The 20,310-nt window shown below is 70.1% G+C and carries 23 protein-coding genes; 13 read left to right on the top strand and 10 right to left on the bottom strand.

The features are described from left to right. Window positions 1-5: 5 nt before the first annotated feature. The 3 genes from WA670_RS21870 to WA670_RS21860 all read right to left on the bottom strand — a co-directional run bounded on the left by WA670_RS21870 (window position 6) and on the right by WA670_RS21860 (window position 2,797). On the bottom strand, window positions 6-350 hold the full coding sequence (locus tag WA670_RS21870; protein WP_336158700.1) for a universal stress protein: 345 nt from the start codon (window positions 348-350) through the stop codon (window positions 6-8). A 3-nt stretch (window positions 351-353) separates the two neighbouring features. Then, window positions 354-1,796, bottom strand: coding sequence for a sugar porter family MFS transporter (locus WA670_RS21865; RefSeq protein WP_134731584.1), 1,443 nt, complete (start codon window positions 1,794-1,796; stop codon window positions 354-356). 71 nt (window positions 1,797-1,867) lie between these two features. Continuing rightward, window positions 1,868-2,797, bottom strand: a complete 930-nt coding sequence (locus WA670_RS21860) for a TIM barrel protein (RefSeq protein ID WP_275293495.1) — start codon at window positions 2,795-2,797, stop codon at window positions 1,868-1,870. Window positions 2,798-2,959: 162 nt separating this feature from the next. Between WA670_RS21860 and WA670_RS21855 the strand changes: the two genes are divergently transcribed. Continuing rightward, window positions 2,960-4,015, top strand: coding sequence for a LacI family DNA-binding transcriptional regulator (locus WA670_RS21855; RefSeq protein WP_308196552.1), 1,056 nt, complete (start codon window positions 2,960-2,962; stop codon window positions 4,013-4,015). On the opposite strand, the gene WA670_RS21850 is transcribed toward WA670_RS21855, so the two are convergent. Further along, a complete protein-coding gene (locus tag WA670_RS21850; protein ID WP_037814474.1) occupies window positions 4,009-4,914 on the bottom strand; it encodes a LysR family transcriptional regulator in 906 nt (301 codons plus the stop codon). The genes WA670_RS21855 and WA670_RS21850 overlap by 7 nt on opposite strands. Before the next feature lie 90 nt (window positions 4,915-5,004). On the opposite strand from WA670_RS21850, the gene WA670_RS21845 reads away from it, so the two are divergent. The 6 genes from WA670_RS21845 to WA670_RS21820 all read left to right on the top strand — a co-directional run bounded on the left by WA670_RS21845 (window position 5,005) and on the right by WA670_RS21820 (window position 10,876). Beyond that, on the top strand, window positions 5,005-6,336 hold the full coding sequence (locus tag WA670_RS21845; protein WP_199817724.1) for an aspartate aminotransferase family protein: 1,332 nt from the start codon (window positions 5,005-5,007) through the stop codon (window positions 6,334-6,336). Further along, entirely contained in the window at window positions 6,333-7,838 is a 1,506-nt protein-coding gene (locus WA670_RS21840) for an APC family permease (protein ID WP_275293476.1), read from the top strand. The genes WA670_RS21845 and WA670_RS21840 overlap by 4 nt, the downstream gene beginning before the upstream one ends. A gap of 96 nt (window positions 7,839-7,934) precedes the next feature. After that, window positions 7,935-8,303: a BlaI/MecI/CopY family transcriptional regulator gene (locus WA670_RS21835; RefSeq protein ID WP_037814578.1), complete on the top strand. Its 369-nt coding sequence runs from the start codon at window positions 7,935-7,937 to the stop codon at window positions 8,301-8,303. Next, entirely contained in the window at window positions 8,300-9,238 is a 939-nt protein-coding gene (locus tag WA670_RS21830; RefSeq protein WP_336158699.1) for a M56 family metallopeptidase, read from the top strand. The genes WA670_RS21835 and WA670_RS21830 overlap by 4 nt, the downstream gene beginning before the upstream one ends. Window positions 9,239-9,326: 88 nt before the next feature. Continuing rightward, on the top strand, window positions 9,327-10,040 hold the full coding sequence (locus tag WA670_RS21825) for a DsbA family protein (RefSeq protein WP_037814476.1): 714 nt from the start codon (window positions 9,327-9,329) through the stop codon (window positions 10,038-10,040). Further along, window positions 10,037-10,876 carry a cytochrome c biogenesis CcdA family protein gene (locus tag WA670_RS21820; RefSeq protein WP_336158698.1) on the top strand — a complete coding sequence of 280 codons (840 nt, stop codon included), beginning with the start codon at window positions 10,037-10,039 and terminating at the stop codon, window positions 10,874-10,876. The genes WA670_RS21825 and WA670_RS21820 overlap by 4 nt, the downstream gene beginning before the upstream one ends. A 10-nt stretch (window positions 10,877-10,886) precedes the next feature. On the opposite strand, the gene WA670_RS21815 is transcribed toward WA670_RS21820, so the two are convergent. The 6 genes from WA670_RS21815 to WA670_RS21790 are packed head-to-tail and all read right to left on the bottom strand — an operon-like array spanning window position 10,887 to window position 15,528. Next, the gene (locus WA670_RS21815) at window positions 10,887-11,930 is read right to left on the bottom strand and encodes an LLM class flavin-dependent oxidoreductase (RefSeq protein ID WP_037814479.1); all 1,044 of its coding nucleotides are present in this window, start codon (window positions 11,928-11,930) and stop codon (window positions 10,887-10,889) included. Then, window positions 11,927-12,139 carry a tautomerase family protein gene (locus tag WA670_RS21810; protein WP_336158697.1) on the bottom strand — a complete coding sequence of 71 codons (213 nt, stop codon included), beginning with the start codon at window positions 12,137-12,139 and terminating at the stop codon, window positions 11,927-11,929. The genes WA670_RS21815 and WA670_RS21810 overlap by 4 nt, the downstream gene beginning before the upstream one ends. 2 nt (window positions 12,140-12,141) lie before the next feature. Beyond that, window positions 12,142-13,629: an aldehyde dehydrogenase gene (locus WA670_RS21805; RefSeq protein WP_238606723.1), complete on the bottom strand. Its 1,488-nt coding sequence runs from the start codon at window positions 13,627-13,629 to the stop codon at window positions 12,142-12,144. Beyond that, the gene (locus WA670_RS21800; protein ID WP_336158696.1) at window positions 13,622-14,353 is read right to left on the bottom strand and encodes an alpha/beta fold hydrolase; all 732 of its coding nucleotides are present in this window, start codon (window positions 14,351-14,353) and stop codon (window positions 13,622-13,624) included. The genes WA670_RS21805 and WA670_RS21800 overlap by 8 nt, the downstream gene beginning before the upstream one ends. Before the next feature lie 6 nt (window positions 14,354-14,359). Continuing rightward, window positions 14,360-14,911, bottom strand: coding sequence for an amino acid synthesis family protein (locus WA670_RS21795; protein ID WP_037814485.1), 552 nt, complete (start codon window positions 14,909-14,911; stop codon window positions 14,360-14,362). Next, window positions 14,908-15,528: an amino acid synthesis family protein gene (locus WA670_RS21790; RefSeq protein WP_238606725.1), complete on the bottom strand. Its 621-nt coding sequence runs from the start codon at window positions 15,526-15,528 to the stop codon at window positions 14,908-14,910. The genes WA670_RS21795 and WA670_RS21790 overlap by 4 nt, the downstream gene beginning before the upstream one ends. A 323-nt stretch (window positions 15,529-15,851) precedes the next feature. Here WA670_RS21790 and WA670_RS21785 point away from each other — a divergent pair, with 323 nt between their 5' ends. The 6 genes from WA670_RS21785 to WA670_RS21760 all read left to right on the top strand — a co-directional run bounded on the left by WA670_RS21785 (window position 15,852) and on the right by WA670_RS21760 (window position 20,306). After that, window positions 15,852-17,327, top strand: coding sequence for a purine-cytosine permease family protein (locus WA670_RS21785; protein WP_336158695.1), 1,476 nt, complete (start codon window positions 15,852-15,854; stop codon window positions 17,325-17,327). 32 nt (window positions 17,328-17,359) lie between these two features. After that, the gene (locus tag WA670_RS21780) at window positions 17,360-17,788 is read left to right on the top strand and encodes an ester cyclase (RefSeq protein ID WP_336158694.1); all 429 of its coding nucleotides are present in this window, start codon (window positions 17,360-17,362) and stop codon (window positions 17,786-17,788) included. Between the two features lie 5 nt (window positions 17,789-17,793). Beyond that, the gene (locus tag WA670_RS21775) at window positions 17,794-18,318 is read left to right on the top strand and encodes a flavin reductase family protein (RefSeq protein WP_199817725.1); all 525 of its coding nucleotides are present in this window, start codon (window positions 17,794-17,796) and stop codon (window positions 18,316-18,318) included. A gap of 42 nt (window positions 18,319-18,360) precedes the next feature. Next, the gene (locus WA670_RS21770; protein ID WP_037814493.1) at window positions 18,361-19,041 is read left to right on the top strand and encodes a GntR family transcriptional regulator; all 681 of its coding nucleotides are present in this window, start codon (window positions 18,361-18,363) and stop codon (window positions 19,039-19,041) included. Window positions 19,042-19,060: 19 nt separating this feature from the next. Beyond that, window positions 19,061-19,651, top strand: coding sequence for a 3,4-dihydroxy-2-butanone-4-phosphate synthase (locus WA670_RS21765; protein ID WP_336158693.1), 591 nt, complete (start codon window positions 19,061-19,063; stop codon window positions 19,649-19,651). Between the two features lie 211 nt (window positions 19,652-19,862). After that, the gene (locus tag WA670_RS21760) at window positions 19,863-20,306 is read left to right on the top strand and encodes a hypothetical protein (RefSeq protein WP_134731561.1); all 444 of its coding nucleotides are present in this window, start codon (window positions 19,863-19,865) and stop codon (window positions 20,304-20,306) included. Window positions 20,307-20,310 lie beyond the last annotated feature (4 nt).

The raw sequence follows: 20,310 nt of genomic DNA, 5'->3' as shown, positions 1-20,310 counted from the left end.
CCTCTTCAGTATTCGGCTGTCTTCACAGCCAGGACAGGCACCTCCGCGCCGAGCAGCAGCCGCTGCGCGACGCTGCCGAGCACGAGCTTCCCCACCGGCGAACGCCGTTTCATCCCGATCACCAGCAGGTCGACCTCGCCGGCCCGCTCGGCCAGCAGGTCGAGCACGTGCTCGGCGACGTCCACGCCGGGGCGGCGGTCCAGCACCTCCGCCGCGGCCGGCGCGTCCAGCGGGGTCAGCCGCAGGTTCGCCACCAGCAGCTTCGTCCCGCGCAGCTCGGCTTCCTCGATCCCGCGAGCGAGCGCGAGATCCCCTTCCCACGAGTCAGTGACCGCGGCGAGCACCGCCATCGTTCAGCCCTCCTTCGCGGCCAGCGCGGGCGCGCCGAACCGTTGGTGCAGCTCGGTTTCCAGTGCTTCCAGCGAGCGGCCGCGGGTCTCCGGGACGACCTTCGCCACGAAGGCGATCGCCGCAAGCCCGAGCAGCACGAACAGGAAGAACGTCATGGAGATGTGCAGCGCGTCGACCAGGATCGGGAACGTCAGGCCGATCGCGAAGTTCGTCAGCCACAGCACCAGGCTCGCGATCCCCATGCCGAGCCCGCGCAGCTTCAGCGGGAAGATCTCCGACAGCATCAGCCAGGTGACCGGCGAGATCGCGCCCTGCTGGAACGCCAGGAACGTGATCGTCAGCGCGAGCACCACGAACGCCCGGCCCTGCCCGGCGGGCAGCAGCAGGGAGAACAGCCCGATCAGCAGCAGCGCCGACGTCGTGCCGATCTGCCCGGCGATCAGCATCGGGCGGCGGTTCACCTTGCCCAGCAGGTAGATCCCGGCGAAGGTGGCCAGCACCGAGATCACCCCGTTGGCGATGTTCGCGGTCAGCGCGCTGTTCGCGGAGAACCCGGCGTCGGTGAGGATCTGCGTGCCGTAGTACATGATCGAGTTGACCCCGGTCACCTGCTGCACGACCCCGATCCCGATGCCGACGAGCACCAGCCGCCGGATCCACGGAGTGGCGAGGTCGCGCAGCCCGCCGGTCTGGGACTTCTTGTCCTCCAGCGCGAGCCGGCGCACCTCGTCGAGTTCGGCCGTCGCGCGCTGCTCCGAGCGCACCTGCTTCAACACCGCCAGCGCGTCGGCGAACCGGTCCTTCGACACCAGCCAGCGCGGGCTTTCCGGCATCACCAGCATGCCGAACCACAGCACCACCGCGGGCAGGGTCGCGATCACCAGCATCCACCGCCACACGCCGTTGCTTTCGCCGAACGCGTTGCCGATGAACGCGTTGAAGGTGAACGCGAGCAGCTGGCCGGACACGATCATCAGCTCGTTCTGGGTGACCAGCCGGCCGCGCCGTTCCGCGGGCGACACTTCGGCGAGATAGGTCGGCACCGTCACCGAAGCGCCGCCGACGGCCAGGCCCAGCACGAACCGGCTGAGCACCATCACGGCGGTGACCGGGGCGAGCGTGCAGCCCAGCGTGCCGATCAGGAAGATCGCGGCCAGCACCAGGATCGTCCGCCGCCGCCCCCGCCGGTCGGCCAGCCGCCCGCCGAGGATCGCGCCGAGCGCGGCTCCCAGCAGCAGCGAACTCGTGACCAGCCCTTCGGTGAACGGGGACAGGCCGAGGTCGGCCTTCATGTACGGCAGCGCGCCGTTGATGACCCCGGTGTCGTAGCCGAACAGCAGGCCGCCGAACGTCGCGATGACGGTGACCAGCCGCAGCCGGCGGGAATGCGGGCCCTTCTCCTCAAGCGGTACGGCCGGTGGCGTCGTTGCCCGGACGTGACTCATGCGGTTGCTCCCGGTTCGGTGCGCCAGACCCCACTGGCGCGTGAGTTTCCCCGTGGTTCCCCGGATCGTGTTCAGCCCAGGCGCGGCCGGGCGGTGCCGGCCAGTCCCTGCGCGGCGAGATATTCGCGGGTGCGCACCGCGATCGGCAGCGGGACCTCGGCCGCGCACGGATAGAGGTCCTGTTCCACGATCACGAACAGCTCTGCGTCCAAAGCGGACAGTGCCTCGACGACGGACGCCGGGTCCGGCACGCCCGCGGGCGGCTCGACGCACACGCCTCGTTTCACCGCTTCGCCGAACGACAGCCCTTCGGCGGCCACCTGCGCGAGCACGTCCGGGTCCATCTGCTTGATGTGCACGTAGCCGATGCGTTCGGCGAACCGGCGGATCAGGTCGAGGTTGTCGCCGCCGCCGTAGGCGACGTGCCCGGTGTCCAGGCACAGGTTGGCGTACCGGGAATCGGTCTCGTTCAGGAACCGCTCGATCTCCGGCTGGGTCTGGATGTGGCTGTCCGCGTGCGGATGCAGGACCAGCCGCACGCCGTACTCGTCCAGCAGGATGCGGCCGAGTTCGTTCGCGCGCCCGCCGAGCGAGTTCCACTGCTCCGCGGTGAGCTGCGGTTCTTCGGTGTACGCGCCGGTCTTCTCGTCGCGGTACATCGGCGGGATGAACACGAGATGGTGCGCGCCCGCGGCGGCGGTCAGCTCCGCGACCCGGCGGGCCGTCGCGACCGTCTCGGCCCACTTTTCCGGGCGGTGCAACGCGCCGAACGCGGTGCCGCCGGAGACCTGCAGGCCCCGGGCGGCGGCCTCGTCGGCCAGTTGCCGCGGGTCGGTGGGCAGGTAGCCGTACGGGCCGAGTTCGAACCACCGGTACCCGGCGCTCGCGAGCTCGTCGAGGAAGCGGGTCCAAGGCACCTGCTGCTCGTCTTCGGGGAACCACACGCCCCACGAGTCGGGCGCCGACCCGAGGCACAGGTTCCCGGCGGTGATGCGGGACATCGTCGTCACTTGCGGTCCTCCCGGACGTCGGAGGGAATCTGTCTAGCGCGCTCTACTAGCGCGCTCTAGTGCGAAGAACTATGCTGGCTGTCACACCCGGGTGTCAAGGGCGGGCGGGAAAGCCTGGAAGAATCGCCGGGAACGCCGACGAGAGGAGCGCACGTGCCCGACCGAGTGCCGCCCGGCCCCGCGGACGGCGCGGAACCCGCGGGCAAGCCGCGGCGCCCGACGATGGTCGACGTCGCCGCCAAGGCCGGCGTCTCCCGCGCACTCGTCTCGCTCGTCTTCCGCGACCAGCCCGGCGCCAGCGAGGCCACCCGGCAGCGGGTGCTGCGCGCCGCCGACGAACTCGGCTACCACCCGGACAACGCGGCGCGGCTGCTCGCCCGGGGCCGCAGCCGCACGCTGGGCGTCGTGCTCACCGTGCACCAGCCGTTCGACGCGGACCTGGTCGAAGGCATCTACCCGGAAGCCGAACGCCTGGGCTACGACGTGCTGCTCTCGGCCAGCGCCCCCGGACGGGACGAAGCCAAGGCGGTGGAAGCCCTGCTGAGCCACCGCTGCGAGGCGGTGATCCTGCTGGGCCCCACGTCCCCGCAGGCCTATCTCGCCGAACTCGGCCGCCGCACGGTCGCGGTGTCAGTCAGCCGGCGTGTCCCCGGCGCACACCTGGACAGCGTCCACACCGCCGACACGGTCGGGGTCCGCCAGGCCATCGACTACCTGGCCGAACTGGGCCACCGCGAGATCGTCCACGTCGACGGCGGCAAGGGCCCGGGAGCCTCGGACCGCCGCCGCGCCTACCGCGGCGCGATGCGCAAGCACAAACTGCCCGCCCGCGTCCTGCCCGGCGAGTACACCGAAGACGCCGGAATGGCCGCGGCCCGGCAGCTTCTGGACGAAGACCGCCTGCCCACCGCGATCCTGGCCGGCAACGACCGCTGCGCCGCGGGCCTGCTGCACGCCTTCGCCCGCGCCGGGCTCGACGTGCCCAAAGACCTGTCGGTGGTCGGATACGACGACAGCCACCTGTCGCACCTTTCGCACTTCGATCTGACCACCGTCCGCCAGGACGCGAACCGGATCGCCGAACAGGCCGTCCGTCAGGCGGTCGCCCGGCTCGAGGACGAAACCGTCGCGCCGGCCGAGACAGTCCTCGACCCGAAACTGGTCGTCCGCGGCACCACCGGGCCGCCGCCGCTGACGATGGCTCACTGAGGCCGATCGGACAACTCGCGCGCAGTCTCCGCCGCGGCCTCCGCGAAGTTCTTCGCGGCTTGCGGCGCGTCCGCGGAACAGGCGACCGCGACCGTGCACTCCGGAAGGTCCGAGATCGGCACGAACCGCACTCCCGGACGCGCGTAGAACTGGCTCGCCGAAGCGGGCACGATCGACAAGCCCCGCCCCAACGCGACGGCCTGAAGCTCCGCTTCGAACGTGGCGGCTTCGCAGGCCACCACAGGGGATTCGCCGCGCAGGCCGGTCAGGATCCAGGAATCCCGCCACTGCCCGTCGCCGGGAGCGGCGACGATCGGCTCGCTCAGCAGGCGGGCCACGCCGACCTCCGGCTGTCCGGCGATCGAGTGTCCTTCCGGGACGCACGCGACGCATTTTTCGCGGCGCAGGATTCGCTCGCGCAGGTCGGGCAAATCCAGCGGCGGCCGGACGATCGCGACGTCGGTTTCGCCGGTGTCGAGCCCGCACCGGGGCGCGGAGAAGTCGTACTCCACCAGTTCGACGTCCAGGTCCGGATACCGGCCCGCGAACGCCCGCATGATCGCCGGGACCAGGTCGACGACCGCGCCGATCAGGTACCCGACGCGCAGCGTGCCGACCTCGCCGACCGCCATCCGGCGCGCCAGGACGGCCGCCTGGTCGAACCGGGCCAGCACCGCCCGTGCCTCGGCGAGGAACGTCTCCCCCGCCGAGGTGAGCGCGGTCGCGCGGGTCGTGCGCGCGAACAGGCGGAAGCCCAGCTGCCCTTCGAGCTGGCGGATCGTGTAGCTCAGCGACGGCTGGGAGATCAGCAGCGCCTCGGCGGCCCTCGTGAAGTTCGCCGCCTCGGCCACGGCGACGAACGCGCGCAGATGCCGCAACTCCACATTCATAGAGAGCATCTATGAAGTCTACTCAATTCCGTCTTTCCGCCGGGACGCCTCGCGTTCTTACGCTCGGGCGGACATCCACCGCGCTGCCAAGGAGAAACCGTGACGAGCACGCTGACGGACACGCCCGACCTGCACCTCCTCGGGCGGGAGGCCCTCCTGCACGAGCCGGCCGGCGGCGACCCGGAGAAGCTGACCCTGGTCCGCGCCCAGGGCTCGCTGGTGTGGGACGACCGCGGCAACGAGTACCTCGACTGCACCGCGCAGGCCTGGTCGAACAACCTCGGCGCCGGCGACGAGCGCGTCATCGAGGCCGCGATCGCGCAGACTCGCGAGCTCACCCACGCCCGCCCCACTTTCCACACCCCGGCACTGCTCGAGCTGGCCGCGCTCATGGTGTCCATCGCCCCCGGCGACCTCAACCGGGTCGGGTTCACCCTGCACGGGTCGATGGCGGTGGAGATGGCGCTGAAACTCGCCCTGCGCAACCGCCCGGACGCCGAGCACGTCGCGGTGCTGCACGACGGGTACCACGGACGGTCGATCGCCACCATGGCAGCCAGCTGGCCGCATCCGGGCAACGCGTTCGCCCGGCTGCAGCCCCGGTTCCTGCGGCTGCCCCGGCCGGACCTGTTCCGCCCCCGGCTCGGCCGGACCGCCGAAGAGGACACCGAACTGACGCTCGCCGTCGTCCGCGACATCCTGGAGAAGGGCGCCGAAGGCCCGGTCGCCGCCCTGATCTACGAACCGATCCAGGGCAACGGCGGGCACAACGAGTTCTCCGCGAGCTGGCACCGGGGCATCCGCGAGCTCTGCGACGAATTCGGGATGCTGCTGATCGTCGACGAGGTGCAGACCGGATTCGGCCGGACCGGGCGGATGTGGGCGAGCGAGCACTACGGCCTCGACCCCGACATCCTCGTGTTCGGCAAGGGCGTCGGCGGCGGCTTCCCGCTCGCCGGGGTCCTCGCCAAGCACGAGCACGCGAAGTTCCTCGCCGGCGACGACCAGCTCACCTTCGGCCAGTTCCCCGTTTCGATCGCCGCCGGGCTCGCGACGGTCAAAGCGATCATCGAGGACGACCTGCCCGCCCGCGCGGCCGAGCACGGTGCCTATGCGACCGAGCGGCTGCGGGAGATGCAGACGCGCCACCCGCTGATCGGCGACGTCCGCTCCCCCGGCCTGATGGTGTCGATCGATTTGGTCCGCGACCGGGCGACCAAGGAACCGGCGCCCGCCGAAGCGCACGAGGTTTTCCTTCGGGCGCAACGCAAGGGAGTGATCTTCGGGGAGAGCCGCTACGCGAACCTGGGCAGCCTGATCAAGATCAAGCCGCCGCTCGACATCAGCCGGGAGCAGCTTTCGCACGCTCTCGACGTCCTGGACGACGTGCTCGGCGACGTCGAACGCGACTACGGGACCGGCGTCCGGTGAACGCGCCGGAGCACCCGGGCGCCACCCGGGCCCGCGCCGCACGGGTTTCCGACGACGACGATCTCGCCACGCTCGGCTACCAGCCGCAGCTCCGCCGGACCATGAGCTCGTTCACCGCGTTCGCGCTCGCGTTCTCGATGGTGTCGATCAACACCGGCATCATCACCCTGTTCACCGATCCCTACCAGTACCTCGGCGGTTCGGCGGTCTTCCTGTGGCTGCCGGTGCTGCTGCTGGTCCTCACCCTGGTCGCGGTGTACGCGCACCTGGCCGGGCGGATCCCCATCACCGGCTACGCCTACCAATGGTCGAGCCGGCTGGTCAGCCCGAACTTCGGCTGGTTCACCGGCTGGATCGCGCTGGTCTCGTTCCTCGCCGGGACCGCCGGGACGGCCGCCGCGGTCGGCACCGTGTTCGCGCCGGAGATCTGGACGGACCCGACACCGCGCCAGGTGCAGGCGCTGTCCATCGGCTGCACCGTCGTGGTCGCCGGGCTGAACATCATCGGGGTCAAGGTCGCTACGCGGATCAACAACATCGGCGCGTCCATCGAACTGATCGGCACCGTCGTCCTCGGCATCGTGCTGGTCGCCGGGCTGCTCGTGTTCTTCGGGCACACCGAAGGCCCCCGGATCCTGACCGACACCCACCCGCTGAGCGGAGGCGCGGCGACCCTCACCGGCATCTCGCTGGCGGCCCTGCTCCCGGTCTACGTGCTCCTCGGCTGGGAAGGAGCCGCCGACCTCGCGGAGGAAACACTCGACCCGCGCCGCGCCGCCCCGCGCGCGATGTTCCGGGCCGTGCTCGTGTCCGGCGTCATCGGTTTCCTGATCTTCGCGCTCCTGGGCATGGCCCTGCCCGCCGACCCCGCGACTTTCTTCGCCAGCGCGGAAAACCCGGTGCTGCGCTTGCTCGCCGTGCATCTCGGGCCGTTCGCCAGGGCGATGATGATCGTGGTCGCCTTCGCCTCGATCTTCGCCTGCCTGATCGCCAACATGGCGGTCGCGACCCGGATGACCTTCGCGCTGTCCCGCGACAACATGCTGCCCGCGTCCCGCGGCCTGCAGAAGGTCGGCAGCCGCAGCCGCGCCCCGGTCCGGGCGATCGTCTTCGTCGCCGCGGTCGCGATCGGGCTCAACCTGCTCAACGGCGGCATCGTCGGCCAGATCTACGCCATGGTCGGCCTGACCTATTACCTGGTCTACGGCCTGACCCTGACCGCGACCGCCATCGCCGCCCGCCGAGGCCGCATCCCGGCCGCCCGGCCCGGCGTCTTCGACCTCGGCCGCTGGCTGAACCCCGTCGTCGTGCTCGGCCTGCTCTGGTGCGCCGCCGTGGTCGCTGCGCTGACGGTGCCGGAGGAGAACCGGCAGAACGCGGTCACTGCTGCGGTCGTGCTGGGGGTCGGGTTCCTGTGGTGGGTCGTGGTGCTGCGTCGTCGGCTGAACAACGGGACGGCGGGGCCGCCCAATCCAGAACACGCCACGCCGGAATCCCAGTGATCAGCCGAATCGCCCGCCAGACAACTGGCGGGCGATTCGCGTCAGCAGGCACCACCGGGAGACACCCGTCCGACCCGGCTGTGGTACATCACTGGGGTGGCTGGTCTAGGTGACTTGGAAAGCCGAATCATGGCGGCGCTGTGGGACTCGGACGTCCCTCAGACCGTCCGTGCGGTCCATTCGACGCTGCGGGCCGAGCGCGATCTCGCCTACACCACCGTCATGACCGTGCTCGACAACCTGCACACCAAAGGCTGGGTCGTCCGGGAACGCGACGGGCGCGCGTGGTCCTACCGTCCCGCCCGCGCCCGCGAGGAAGCTGGCGCGCAGATGCTCCGCGATCTGCTCGACTCGCTGGGAGATCCGCGCGGGGTGCTGATGAGCTTCGCGCGCGACATGAACACCGAAGAATCGCAGTTCCTGCGCCAAGCCCTCGACGAGCCCCGGAAGCCGGAGCGCTCGTGACGCTCGCCGTCGCCTTCCTGCTCGCCTCGGTCGTCATCGCCGCCGGGGCGCCCCGCTACCTGCGGCCCGGCAGCACGCCGCGGGTCCATCCCGCCCTGTCGCTGTGCGCGTGGCTGGTCGCCGCCCTCGCGATGATCGCGACCGCCCTCTCGGCGGCAGTCATCCTGCTGAGTCCCGACCCGGCCGTCCCCGACGGAGCGCTCGGGCTCGCCACCGTCTGCTGGCGGGCGATCGGCCATTCCGCCTTCCCGTGGCTCCTGCTGACCCGGCTCCTCACCGGCCTCACCGTGCTGCTGCTCCTCGTCCGGCTCGGCAGCGTGCTGACCGCGGATCTGGTCAGCGGCAGCCGGAACCGCCGCGACCGCGCGAGGACCCTGCGCGCGGTGGCGCGGGTGTCCGGCGACGTCTGGTGGGTGCCTAGCGAACAGCCGCTCGCGTTCTCGATCGGCCGGTTCCGCCGCGGGATCGTCGTCGCCTCGACCGCGGTGGACCGCCTCGACGACGACGTCGCCGAAGCCGTGCTCGCGCATGAACGAGCGCATCTGCGCGGACGGCACCACCTCGCGGTCACCCTCGCCCATTCGATGGCCCGCGCACTGCCGTGGGTTCCGTTGTGCCGAGCCGCCCCGGCCGCGATTTCCGTGCTGTGCGAGCTTTCCGCGGACGCCGCGGCGGTCAACGCGTGCGGTCTTCCCGCCGTCACTGGTGCCCTGCACTCGATGGCACCCGCCCCTGCACCGCCCGGTGTCGTCGGTTTCGGCGCGCACGTACAGGCCAGGGTTTCGTGGCTGACGCGGCCCCGCTCGCCGATGCTGCGGCGCTCCGGGGCGATCTCCCGCGGCCTCGCCGGAACCACTGCGCTCTTGCCGCCGCTGGTGTCCGCCGCGATGGCGGTCGCGTCGCTCACGCTGCTCTGCCTGAGCCGCACCAGCTGACTTCCCGGCCCCGGCTGATCTCCGGTCATCGCTGTCTACTAGGTTCTTAGTAGTCAACTACTATCGACTTAGTAGAGGAGTCGGCGGCATGGCCCGGCGCAACGGCGGAGTTCCCACCCTCGTCCTCGCAGCGGCGCTGGCCGTCGCCGTGCTGGGACTCGTGGTCTTCGCGGTCATTTCCTCGAAGACCGACACGAACGCCTCGCCCGCTTCCGCTGCCCCGGCGGCCAAACCGTCCCTCGGCCCGCTCGGCGAACTCGCGCATCGCAAGCCCGGCGATCCGCTCGCGCTCGGCAAGCCGGACGCACCCGTGTCCATGGTGATCTTCTCCGACTACCGGTGCCCGTTCTGCGCGAAGTTCAGCAAGGACACCGAACGCAAGCTGGCCACACGGTACGTCGACACCGGCAAGCTGCGGATCGAGTGGCGCGACTTCCCCATCTTCGGCGACCAGTCGATGCAAGCCGCGATCGCGGGCCGCGCCGCGGCACTGCAGGGGAAGTTCTGGGAGTTCAACCACGCCCTCTACGACGCCGCGCCCGAGAAGGGCCACCCGGACCTGCCACCGGACCGGCTCCTGGAATTCGCCCGCACCGCCGGCGTCCCTGACCTGGCCCGCTTCCAGCAGGACACCGCCTCCCCGCAGCTCGCCCAGGAGGTGCGCACGGACCTCGCCGAGGCGTCCGCGCTCGGGGTGTCCAGCACGCCCGCGTTCTCCGTCAACGGCTACCCGGTCCTCGGCGCCCAGCCGACCGCGCTGTTCGAGCAGCAGATCGACCGCGCTCTGGCCGGCGCGTCGTGACCGGCGTCAGCCTGCTCACCGCGTTCCTCGGCGGTCTCCTTTCTCTGGTCAGCCCGTGTGCCGCGCTGCTGCTGCCGTCGTTTTTCGCCTACGCGTTCGGCACAGTCGGCGCACTGCTTTCGCGCACCGCGGCCTTCCTCGCGGGCCTCATGGTCGTGCTCGTGCCGCTGGGCGCCGGGGTGGCGGCGATCGGGGAACTGCTCACCCGCTACCGCGGCATCGCCACCACCGTGGGCGGCGCGTTGCTGGTGTTGCTCGGGCTGATGACGATCGTCGGCCTCGGATTCGGCAGCACCGCCGCCGGACGGTTCGCCGGGAAATGGCGAATCTCCAGCCTGGTCTCCGTTTTCGCCCTCGGCACGGTGTACGGCCTCGCCGGATTCTGCTCCGGCCCGCTGCTGGGCGGCATTCTGACCGTCGCCGCGCTCGGCGCGCACCCGGCCTACGGCGCCCTGCTGATGGCCGTCTACGCCGTCGGGATGGCAGCACCGCTGTTCGCGCTGGCCCTGCTGTGGGACCGCCTGCGCCTGTCTTCGCGACGCTGGCTGCGCGGCCGCGAGCTGCGGATCGGCCCGCTGCGCACCCAGTCGACGTCCCTGATCTCCGGCCTGCTGTTCATCGCCATCGGCGTCCTGTTCCTGGCGACCGACGGCACCGCGGCCGTCGGGGCCGCGGTCGGCGTGGACCAGCAATTCGAGGCGCAGCAGACGGTCCAGCGGGTTTTCGGCGCTATACCGGATACCGTGGTGGCGCTGGCCCTGGTCATCATCGTGCTGACGGCGATGCTGGTGCGCCGATCCCTGCGCCAGAAGCGCAACGACCCCGACGGCGCGTGACGGCGAGCAGTCAGGAGAAGACCGGCACGACGTCGGAGATGAAGCGGGCGAGGGATTCCTTCTTCTCCTCGTGCGTCATGCTGTTGTCGGTCCAGTAGCTGAACTCGTCGATGCCCAGTGCTTCGTATTCCTTGAGGCGGGCGATGATCTCCTCCGGGGTGCCGATCATCGCGGTGCGGTGCAAGGAATCGAGCGAGAATTCGGGCCGATCGGCGAACTTCGACTCCGGGCTCGGCTCGAGGAAACCGTTCTCCGGCACAGTCTTGTTGCCGAACCAGGCGTCGAACGTGCGGTAGAACCGGGAAATCGCCGCGGCAGCCGGACGCCAGCCGTCGGGGTCGTCGGGCGAGTGCGCGTAGGTGTGGCGCAGCACCATGATCTCCGGCTGCGGGACCTCGGGGTGGTTGCCGACCGCGGTGTCGAACTTCTCCTTGAGCGCGGCCACCTCCTCGTCGCCCTTCATCAGCGGCGTGACCATGACGTTGCAGCCCTGTTCGACCGCGAAGTCGTGCGACGCCGGGTCCCGGGCGGCGACCCACATCGGCGGCGTCGGCTGCTGGACCGGCTTGGGGACGCTGGTCGCGGTCGGGAACTGCCAGATCTCGCCGTCGTGGGCGTAGTCGCCCTGCCAGAGCGCGCGGACCGCGGGCACCAGTTCCCGCAGGTGCTTGCCGCCGTCGGTGGCCTTCAGGCCGGGGGCGAGCCGGTCGAATTCGATCTGGTAGGCGCCGCGGGCGACGCCGACTTCCATGCGGCCGTTGCTGATCACGTCCAGCAGCGCGGTTTCGCCCGCGGCGCGGATCGGGTTCCAGAACGGGGCGATGATGGTGCCCGCGCCGAGCCGGATGGTGCTGGTCTTGGCGGCGAGGTAGGCGAGGACGGGCATCGGGCTGGGCGCGATCGTGTACTCCATCGCGTGGTGCTCGCCGACCCACACCGTGCCGAACCCGCCGGCCTCGGCCATGAGCGCCAGTTCGGCCAGGTTCTCGAACTGCTCGCGGTGGGTGGTCTGCTCGTCCCAGCGTTCCATGTGGACGAAGAGGGAGAACCTCATTGAAACTCCTTCGGTCGGCCGTCGTGCATCTCGGCGATGGTCTGGTTCCCGGTGGCCCAACGGGTCCGGGGAATTTCGCGGACGAGGACGCGGATGTGCTCGGGCCGGGCGCCGACGGTGCTGAGCACCGCCTCGTGCACGGCCGAGATCAGGTCGCGGATCTGCTGTTCGCTCCGGCCCTCGGCGAGGCTGATGTCGATGTTCGGCACGGTCAGCCCCGCATCACGAACGGATCGGGCACCGGGCCTTCGTCGGTGTTGATCCAGACGCTCTTGAGGCGGGTGTACTCCTTGATGGTCTCGGTGCCGTGCTCGACGCCGACGCCGCTGGCCTTGAAGCCCTGCCGGGGCGACATCGGCGACATGGCGCGGTAGGTGTTCACCCACACCGTGCCGGCGTCCAGCCGCGCCGCCATCCGGTGCGCGCGGGCGAGATTCGTCGTCCACACCCCCGCGGCGAGCCCGTAGTCGGTGTCGTTCGCCAGCGCCACGACCTCGTCTTCGGTGTCGAACGGCATGATCGCGGCGACCGGGCCGAAGATCTCCTCGCGCACGGCGCGCATTCCATTGTGGACATCCACGAGCACAGTGGGTTCGTAGAAGCAGCCGCCAAGCCCGCCGTCGGTGGCGCGGCCGCCGGTCAGCACGCGGGCGCCTTCGCTGCGCGCGAGGTCCACATAGGACGCGACCTTGTCGCGCTGGTCCGGGAACGCGAGCGGGCCCAGTTCGGTGTCGTCGGCGAGCGGGTCGCCGATGCGGATGCTGCGGGCTCGTTCGCTGACGCGTTCGAGCAGTTCGTCGTACACGGCGCGATGGGCGAACACCCGGCTGCCCGCGATGCAGGTCTGCCCGGCGGCGGCGAAGATCCCCGCCACCACGCCGGTCGCCGCGTTCGCGACGTCCGCGTCCTCGAAGACGATGTTCGGCGACTTCCCGCCGAGTTCGAGCGTCGAGCCGATGAACCGGCCGGCGGCCGCGGCGGCGATCCGCGACCCGGTGGCGGTGCTGCCGGTGAACGAGATCTTGGCGAGCCCGGGGTGGTCCACCAGCGGCTGTCCCGCCTCGCCGCCGAACCCGGTCACGACGTTGACCGCTCCGGGCGGGAAGCCCGCCTCGACCGCGAGTTCGGCGAGGCGCAGCACCGTCGCGGACGTGTGCTCGGACGGCTTGATCACGACCGTGTTGCCCGCGCACAGGGCCGGTGCGAGTTTGCTGCCGGTCAGGGTGAGCGGGGAGTTCCACGGCGTGATGGCGCCGACGACGCCCAGCGGCTCGCGGACGGTGTAGTTGAGGACCCGCCGGTCGGACGTCGGGATCACGTCGCCCTGGATCTTGTCCGCGAGCCCGGCGTAGTAGTGGTAGTACTCGGGCAGAGTAGCGAGCTGGCCGCGCATTTCGCGCAGCAGTTTCCCGTTGTCGAGGCTTTCCGAACGGGCGAGTTCTTCGGCGTTCTCCGCGATGAGGTCGCCCAGGCGACGCAGCAGATGACCGCGCCGGGTCTGGCTCAGCTCCTGCCATTGCGAGTCGTCGAACGCCTTGCGGGCGGCTTCCACCGCGGCGGCGATGTCGCGGTGGTTGCCGCGCGCGGCCTCGTACAGGACTTCGCCGGTGGCCGGGTTGGTGCTCGGGAAATACTCGCCCGAATCCGGCGGCGTCGGCTTGCCGCCGATGAAGTGGTACAGCCGTCGAGGCTCAGACATGGGAGCACCTTCCGATGAATGCGGTCAAACAGGTGACGAGTTCGCGGGGGTTCTGGACGGGAAGCATGTGCCGGGCGCCCGGGATCACCTCCGCAGCGCAGTCCGGGACGGCCTCGGCGAGCCGGCGGGTCATCTCCGGCGTGGAGCCCGGGTCCAGTTCGCCGGTGACCGCGAGCGCCGGAGCCCGGATCTCCCCGAGCCGCGGCCCGATCTCCGCGTCGGCCGTCGCGAACACGCGGTAGCAGCGGGCGAAACTGGCCGGATCATTGGCTTCCAGCGTGGCTTCGGTGGCGCGGATCCGGTCCGCGGACACGTCCGTCCCGTCGAACCACCGGTGCAACGAGGCGGCCGTGCTCGCTCGCGGGTCGGCCTCCGCCGTGGCCAAGCGCTTCAGCACCGCCGCCCGTTCGGCCTCGGTGCGACGGCAGACCGAACTGACCGAGGTCAGCGTCGCCACGAGTTCCGGGCGGTGCACCGCCAAATGCTGCGCCACGAGCGCGCCGAGCGAGAATCCCACCACGTGCGCGCCGGGCGGGATCTCTCCGGCGACGCCGGCGGCGAGGTCGCCCAGCGTCGTGCCCTCGGGTACCGGCGGACGCGAACCGTGGCCGGGCAGATCGGGCGCGACGATCCGGAACCGGCCGCCGAGCAGTGCGGTCACCGGCTCCCACACGGTGCGGTCGAGACCCACCCCGTGCAGGAGAACCAGCGTCTGCGCGGTCATCGGCGGCTACTGCTCGGTGGTGAGCGGAGCGAGCCGCTGCTGGGGACGTCCCTGCGCGGCGGCGGCGAGCGCCACGACGATCTCGCCGGCGTGCGGCGCGTCGGCGATGCGGACCTCGACCGTCTGGTGGTGCGAGCGGATCGTGGCGTCGGTGATGTGCTTGAGCGGGATGTCGAAGACGATCCCCGCCGGCGCGCGCTTCTCGACGGCGGGCAGCAGCGTGGTGGCGTTGGCCGCCTTGCGGAAGTGGTCGCCGAACTTCAAGGTGTGGATGAGCGCCGAGCCGTGCTCGATCTCGCCCTCCAGCCCGACGATGGCGGCCTTGCCGTACGCCTCCGCGGGCCCGCCCAGCGCCTCCATCACCCGGGGGGCGAGCAGGGCGCCGACGTCCGAGGCCGTCGCCTCGATCCCGGGGGCCAGGTCGTCGACGAAACCCTGTCCGTGCCAAGGGTTTTCGATGATCGCGGCGACCACGGCGACCCGCGCGGCCGGCTCCACCGGGCGGCCGCCCTCGGTCAGGGTCTCCTCGACGACGGTGACGATCTTGCGCAGCTTCATGACGGAACGCTCTCCAGTTTCTTCGAGGTGACAGCGGGATCGGTGGTGCGGTCCCCGATGCGGGGATGCGGGCGGGGGCCGGTGGAGGCCGCGGCGACGACGACGATCTCGCCGGGCCCGGGCGCGTCGGAAATCCGCGTGGCGACCGTCTGGTAGTGGCTCCGGGTCGCGGCGTGGGTCTTGTGCCACAACGGAACCACCAGCGTCGTCCCGGCCTCCGCGCGGGTGTCGGCGAAGCAGATGATCGATTCGCCGTCGAGGAACTCGCGCATCAGGTTGCCGAAGTACGGGGTGTGGATCAGCGCGCCGCCGTGCTCGATCTCGCCGGCGTTGCCGACCACCGCGGCCTTCCCGAACGCCTCGACGGCGTCCACCCCGCCCAGCGCGTCCAGCAGCCGCCCGGTCAGCACCCGGGCCAGGACCGGCGCGATCGACACGACCTCCGGCGACAGGTCCCGCGAAGGACTCGTGCCCAGCCACGGATTCCGCAGGACCGCGGCGACGCTCGCCTGCACGGCGGGCCGCGCGGGCGGCGCACCGGCCTCGGCGACCACCTCTTCGCGGTAGACCACGACCTTGCGCAGGCCGATCTCGTCAGCGCTCACTTCCTCTTGCATGCCACAGACCGTAAGTCGGGACGGGTCGGACGTCAAGGGATCGAGCGCGGACCGCACCTGTCCCACTCGCCAAATGCCCCAGTTCGATGCAGATCGGAAGTGCATAACAGCAGATCAAGTGCGGTTTCTCAGCTTGAATGCCAGTCGGGCTGCCGCGTCCTCCCCCGCGCTGGCGGCCGCAACCCATTGACATGCAAGCGTGGCCGCGCCTACCTTCTCTTGCATGCCAGGGAAGCGGCCCCCGCCGCAGTACCGGCCGATCCGGACGCCCCGTCGTCCGCCTTTGTCTCCCGCGCTTCGATCCCCCTGCGAAAGGTGATCCGATGCCCAGCAACGACGCTGCATCCCCGGTACCGGCCGGGGAAGCACCGGACCTGCACTACCGCGACCGGATCGCGGTGGTCGAACCGTACGGAGTGGACGCGATCCCCGACTCCGAACGGCACGGCAAGCCGGTCTCGCAGTTCTTCATCTGGTTCGCGGCCGGCATGAACTTCCCGATCATGGTGCTCGGGTTCGTCGCGTCCGGCTTCGGGCTGTCGCTCACGTCCGCGGTCACCGCGATCATCGGCGGTTCGCTGCTCGGCGCGGTGCTGATGGGCGTCTTCTCCCGGATGGGCGGGCGCCTGGGCGTCGCCCAGCAGATCCAGGCCCGCGGGCCGCTCGGGTTCTTCGGGAACTTCATCCCGGTCGCCTACGTGAACGTCTTCGCCGGCATCGGCTGGGCCGCGGTCACCGTCATCCTCGGCGGGCAGGCGCTCAAGGCGCTCGCCCCGGGCATCCCCTACTGGCTGGGCACGCTCGTGCTGGTCGTGCTGCAGCTCGTCGTGGCCGTGTTCGGCTACAACATGATCCACTACCTCGAGCGGATCCTCGCGGTCGTGCTGTTCTTCGGCTTCGTGATGATCACCGTCGTCTCGGTCAGCCGCGGCTGGACCGGCAGCTTCCAGTCCAACCCGCACGCGTCCGGCTGGATCGGCGGCACCGGCGGCTGGATCACCTTCGCCGGCTACTTCCTGTCGTTCCTGATCGCCTGGTGGCCGTTCGCCTCCGACTACTCCCGCTACCTGCCCGACAGCAACCGCGTCAACCGCGCCACCGGCATCTGGACCTTCGCCGGCAACTTCCTGTCGCTGTCCTGGCTGGGCATCGCGGGCGCGCTGCTGGGCAACTCGGCCGCGTCCGGCGAAAGCCCCATCGAGGCGCTCGACCGGCTCACCGGCCCGTTCCACATCCCGGCGCTGCTGGTCATCCTGATCTCGTCGTTCTCGCAGAACTTCCTGAACGTCTACGGCGGCGCGATCTCGGTGCAGACGCTGCGGATCCCGATCAGCCGCCGCACCGCGGTCACCGCCATCTGCGCGGTCGCCTACGCCATCAGCCTGTGGGCGGACGAGGGTTTCGAGGCGAAGTTCAAGACCTTCCTGTTCCTCGGCGCGTACCTGATCGCCCCGTTCGGCGCGGTGCTGCTGCTCGACTACGCGCTCGGGCACCGGCGCGACCGGTCGCGCATCGCCGAACTCTACGACTCCCGCCGGATCCTCGAATGGGGCTTCGTCGCCTGGGTGGTCGGCGCGGCGGTCTCCGCGCTGTTCTGGAACCTGTCGTTCTACGTGGGCCCCATGGCGAAAGCCCATCCCGAGTGGGGCGACCTGTCGTACTTCGTCGGCTTCGGCGTCGCGGCGATCGTCTTCGTCCTGACCTACCGGCTGCCGCCGTTGTGGCACCGCGAGAAGCCGGTTTTCGACGACCCCGCCGTCAAGGCCGCCGAGGTCAAGAGCAAAGCCCGGGCGTCCTGACCGCCCCGCACCAAGAGAAGGGACACATCGTGATGGCCGACAACGACTCCCGGCGCGACCACATCCGCGCCGCCTGGGAGAGCGCCTGGGACCGCGGCGAGGTCGACGCGCTCGACGACCTGCTCAGCCCCGGCTACCGCCGGATCGAAAGCGGCGGCGCCGAACACGACCGCGACCAGTTCAAAGCCTCCATCGTCTCGACCCGCTCCGCGTTCCCGGACCTGACGACCGTCGTGGACGAGATCGTCGTCGAAGGCGACCGCGCGGCCATCCGCTGGCACAGCACCGGTTCGCACACCGAGTCGTTCCTCGGCGTTCCCGCGACCAACCGGTCCGTCGCGGTCAACGGCGCCACCTTCGCGCGGTTCAGCGAAGACCGCATCTTCGAGGAGACGGTCACCTGGGACCCGCGCGCCCTGCTCACCGCACTCGGCATCGTCGCCGTCGGACAGGACCGGTGACCGCCATGACTTCCACGATCCCGCCGAGGAACACCCCGATGACCTTCCCCGACCCGGACCTGATGAAGCAGGTCAACAGCCGGTTCGTCAGCGGCGTCACCGTCGTGGCCGCGCTCGACGGCGACACCCCGCGCGGGCTCGCCGTCAACGCGTTCTCCAGCATCTCGCTCGACCCGCCGACGGTGATGGTCGCCGTCCAGCACACGTCCTCCACGCACGACTGCCTGTACCGGACCGGGCACCTGGCGATCAACATCCTGTCCGCCGGGCAGCTCGACGTCGTCAAGACGTTCGCGACGAAATCCGCCGACAAGTTCGCGGGCCTGGACTGGACGCCGGGCCCGCACGGCAGCCCGCTGCTGGAGGGCAGCGCCGCACGGATGGAGGTCGAGATCCGCGAGCGGCTGCTGGCCAGCACGCACACGGTGTTCATCTGCCGGGTCGTCCACGCGGAGGCCGCCGACATCCCGTCGATGGTGTACAGCGCAGGTAGGTTCTTCGACGGAAGCGCCCTCGATCCGCTGGCCTAGACCGGCAGCGGAACGCGGGGCAGGCGAAGGGAGACAGGCACCATGGCTGGCGTCAACGGGACGAGCACCGGCTCCATCCAGGGCAGGCTGATCGCCGAGATCCGGCGGCGCATCATCGCCGGCGAGGTCTCGCCCGGGATGAGCCTGTCCGAACTCGCGCTCGCCGAGGAATTCGGCGTCAGCCGCACCCCGGTCCGGGAAACCTTCAAACAGCTGCAGACCGAAGGCCTGGTCGAGATCCGCCCGCGCGTCGGCACCTTCGTCACCGCACCGTCCCGCCGGGAAATCACGGAACTGTTCGAGATGAAGGAACTCCTCGAAGGAGCCGCGGCGCGCCTGCTCGCCCAGCGCGGCCAAGTGCCCGAGATCGACCAGCTGAAAGAGAATCTGCGCCAAGCCGACCTGGCCGTCGACGCCGACGACCGGGCGCGCTACGCACAGCTCGTCGAAGAATTCCACGACCTCATCATCGTCGGCGCGGACAACCGCAAACTCGAAGCGCACTACCGCACCCTGATGAACCAGCTCGCCTACTCGCGCCTGGTCACCACGTCGCTCAAACAACCGGGCCGGCCGCACCAGTCCGACCGCGAACACCACCACGTCCTCGAACTGATCCTGTCGAAAGACGGCGACAGCGCCGAACAGGTCATGCGAGAGCACGTCCGAGCCAGCCGCCGCGCCCTCCTCGCAGGCCTGCGCACCGGCGACGCCGCACCCTGACCACCGCAAGGAACCCCCGATGACCGACCTCTGCACCCTCCCGGCCCCAGCCGACATTGTTTATCTCGCCCTCGCCTCCGGCCGCCCCGCAGTGCTGCAGGATGACGACGGAGCCGTGCTCGTCCTGCCCGCGCAGTCCTCGACGCCCGAACTGCTGCACTTCGCCATCCGGTACTCCAGCGGCCTGCTGCACGCCGCCGCCCCGTCCGCCTGGCTGGACCGCCTGCGGATCCCTGACCAGCCCGTACTCGCCTCGGAAGACAGCGGAACGTCCTTCACCGTCGCCGTCGACGCGGTCGATACCGGAACCGGCATCTCCGCCCGCGACCGAGCCCGCACGATGCGAGTCCTCGCCGATCCGGGCACGGTGCCCGCCGATCTGATCCGTCCTGGGCACGTGCTGCCTGTGCGGTGCGCTTCGAGTGGCCGCCCGCGGGTGTGGGAGCGAGCGGTCGAACTTGTTTCCGCGGCCGGGCATCATCCGGTCGCGATGGTGTGCCGGTTGGTCGACGATCGGGGCGAACTGCTGGATGACTTCGCGGCTGCTCAGTTCGCTGCTGAGCATGGGCTTCCTGTGGCTGCCTGGGGACCGGTGCAGCACGGTCTTTGACGCGCGCGATTCTGGCGAGTCGGGTGTTTTTGCACCACGACTCCAGAAATCATTCCTTCAGGAAATGAACTCCGGCAGCTGCGGGCTCCCCGATTCGCGGACGAGACGCGGCCTGTCCACCCGTTCGTGTCCGTTGCGCCTCCACACCCGGGTTCTTACTATGTGAAGTTGATCAACCACCCGCGGTGTCCACAAAGGAATGAGGCTGGTCGTGCAGGTGCTTCGAAAGGCAGTCCTCGCGGCGTCCGCGACGGTGGCGTTGGCAGCCACGGCATCCGCCGGTCAGCCCGCGTCCGCCGCCCCGGCCAAAACCAGCTGCACGTTCGCGGATCGCTACATCAGCTACCCGAGCACCACCCACGCCACGGCGGTGAAGTGGGCCGTGCGGGTCGACTGGTGCTACGACGGCAAGACCGTCAGCAACATCCGCCACTACGACTACCTCAAGGAAGACGGCGGCGGTGTCGCCGACTACCAGGGCCTCATCCAGAACCAGCTCAGCTACCCCGGATCCGCGCACTACGAAGCGACATTGGTGAAACAGGCGAAGATCGCGCTCTGCGTCTTCAAAATCGGCTGCTACCGCACGTATTACCCCCTCGAACGATTCGTGCTCGGCAACAACGGCAGCTACCGGCTCGAACAACGGAAGTAGCCGC

Source organism: Amycolatopsis sp. VC5-11 (assembly GCF_037034185.1).
In the GTDB taxonomy this organism is placed as follows: Bacteria; Actinomycetota; Actinomycetes; order Mycobacteriales; family Pseudonocardiaceae; genus Amycolatopsis; species Amycolatopsis nivea.
Note: the sequence above shows the minus strand (reverse complement) of the source record. Positions and strands in the feature narration are given on the sequence as shown.

Bases quoted from the DNA above. Each gene is read 5' to 3' on its own strand.
- WA670_RS21865 (WP_134731584.1), bottom strand. From the start codon at position 1,796: ATGAGTCACGTCCGGGCAACGACGCCACCGGCCGTACCGCTTGAGGAG.
- WA670_RS21815 (WP_037814479.1), bottom strand. From the start codon at position 11,930: ATGAGGTTCTCCCTCTTCGTCCACATGGAACGCTGGGACGAGCAGACC.
- WA670_RS21825 (WP_037814476.1), top strand. From the start codon at position 9,327: ATGGCCCGGCGCAACGGCGGAGTTCCCACCCTCGTCCTCGCAGCGGCG.
- WA670_RS21870 (WP_336158700.1), bottom strand. From the start codon at position 350: ATGGCGGTGCTCGCCGCGGTCACTGACTCGTGGGAAGGGGATCTCGCG.
- WA670_RS21775 (WP_199817725.1), top strand. From the start codon at position 17,794: ATGACTTCCACGATCCCGCCGAGGAACACCCCGATGACCTTCCCCGAC.
- WA670_RS21795 (WP_037814485.1), bottom strand. From the start codon at position 14,911: ATGAAGCTGCGCAAGATCGTCACCGTCGTCGAGGAGACCCTGACCGAG.
- WA670_RS21800 (WP_336158696.1), bottom strand. From the start codon at position 14,353: ATGACCGCGCAGACGCTGGTTCTCCTGCACGGGGTGGGTCTCGACCGC.
- WA670_RS21770 (WP_037814493.1), top strand. From the start codon at position 18,361: ATGGCTGGCGTCAACGGGACGAGCACCGGCTCCATCCAGGGCAGGCTG.
- WA670_RS21805 (WP_238606723.1), bottom strand. From the start codon at position 13,629: ATGTCTGAGCCTCGACGGCTGTACCACTTCATCGGCGGCAAGCCGACG.
- WA670_RS21780 (WP_336158694.1), top strand. From the start codon at position 17,360: ATGGCCGACAACGACTCCCGGCGCGACCACATCCGCGCCGCCTGGGAG.
- WA670_RS21860 (WP_275293495.1), bottom strand. From the start codon at position 2,797: ATGTCCCGCATCACCGCCGGGAACCTGTGCCTCGGGTCGGCGCCCGAC.
- WA670_RS21765 (WP_336158693.1), top strand. From the start codon at position 19,061: ATGACCGACCTCTGCACCCTCCCGGCCCCAGCCGACATTGTTTATCTC.
- WA670_RS21790 (WP_238606725.1), bottom strand. From the start codon at position 15,528: ATGCAAGAGGAAGTGAGCGCTGACGAGATCGGCCTGCGCAAGGTCGTG.
- WA670_RS21785 (WP_336158695.1), top strand. From the start codon at position 15,852: ATGCCCAGCAACGACGCTGCATCCCCGGTACCGGCCGGGGAAGCACCG.
- WA670_RS21850 (WP_037814474.1), bottom strand. From the start codon at position 4,914: ATGCTCTCTATGAATGTGGAGTTGCGGCATCTGCGCGCGTTCGTCGCC.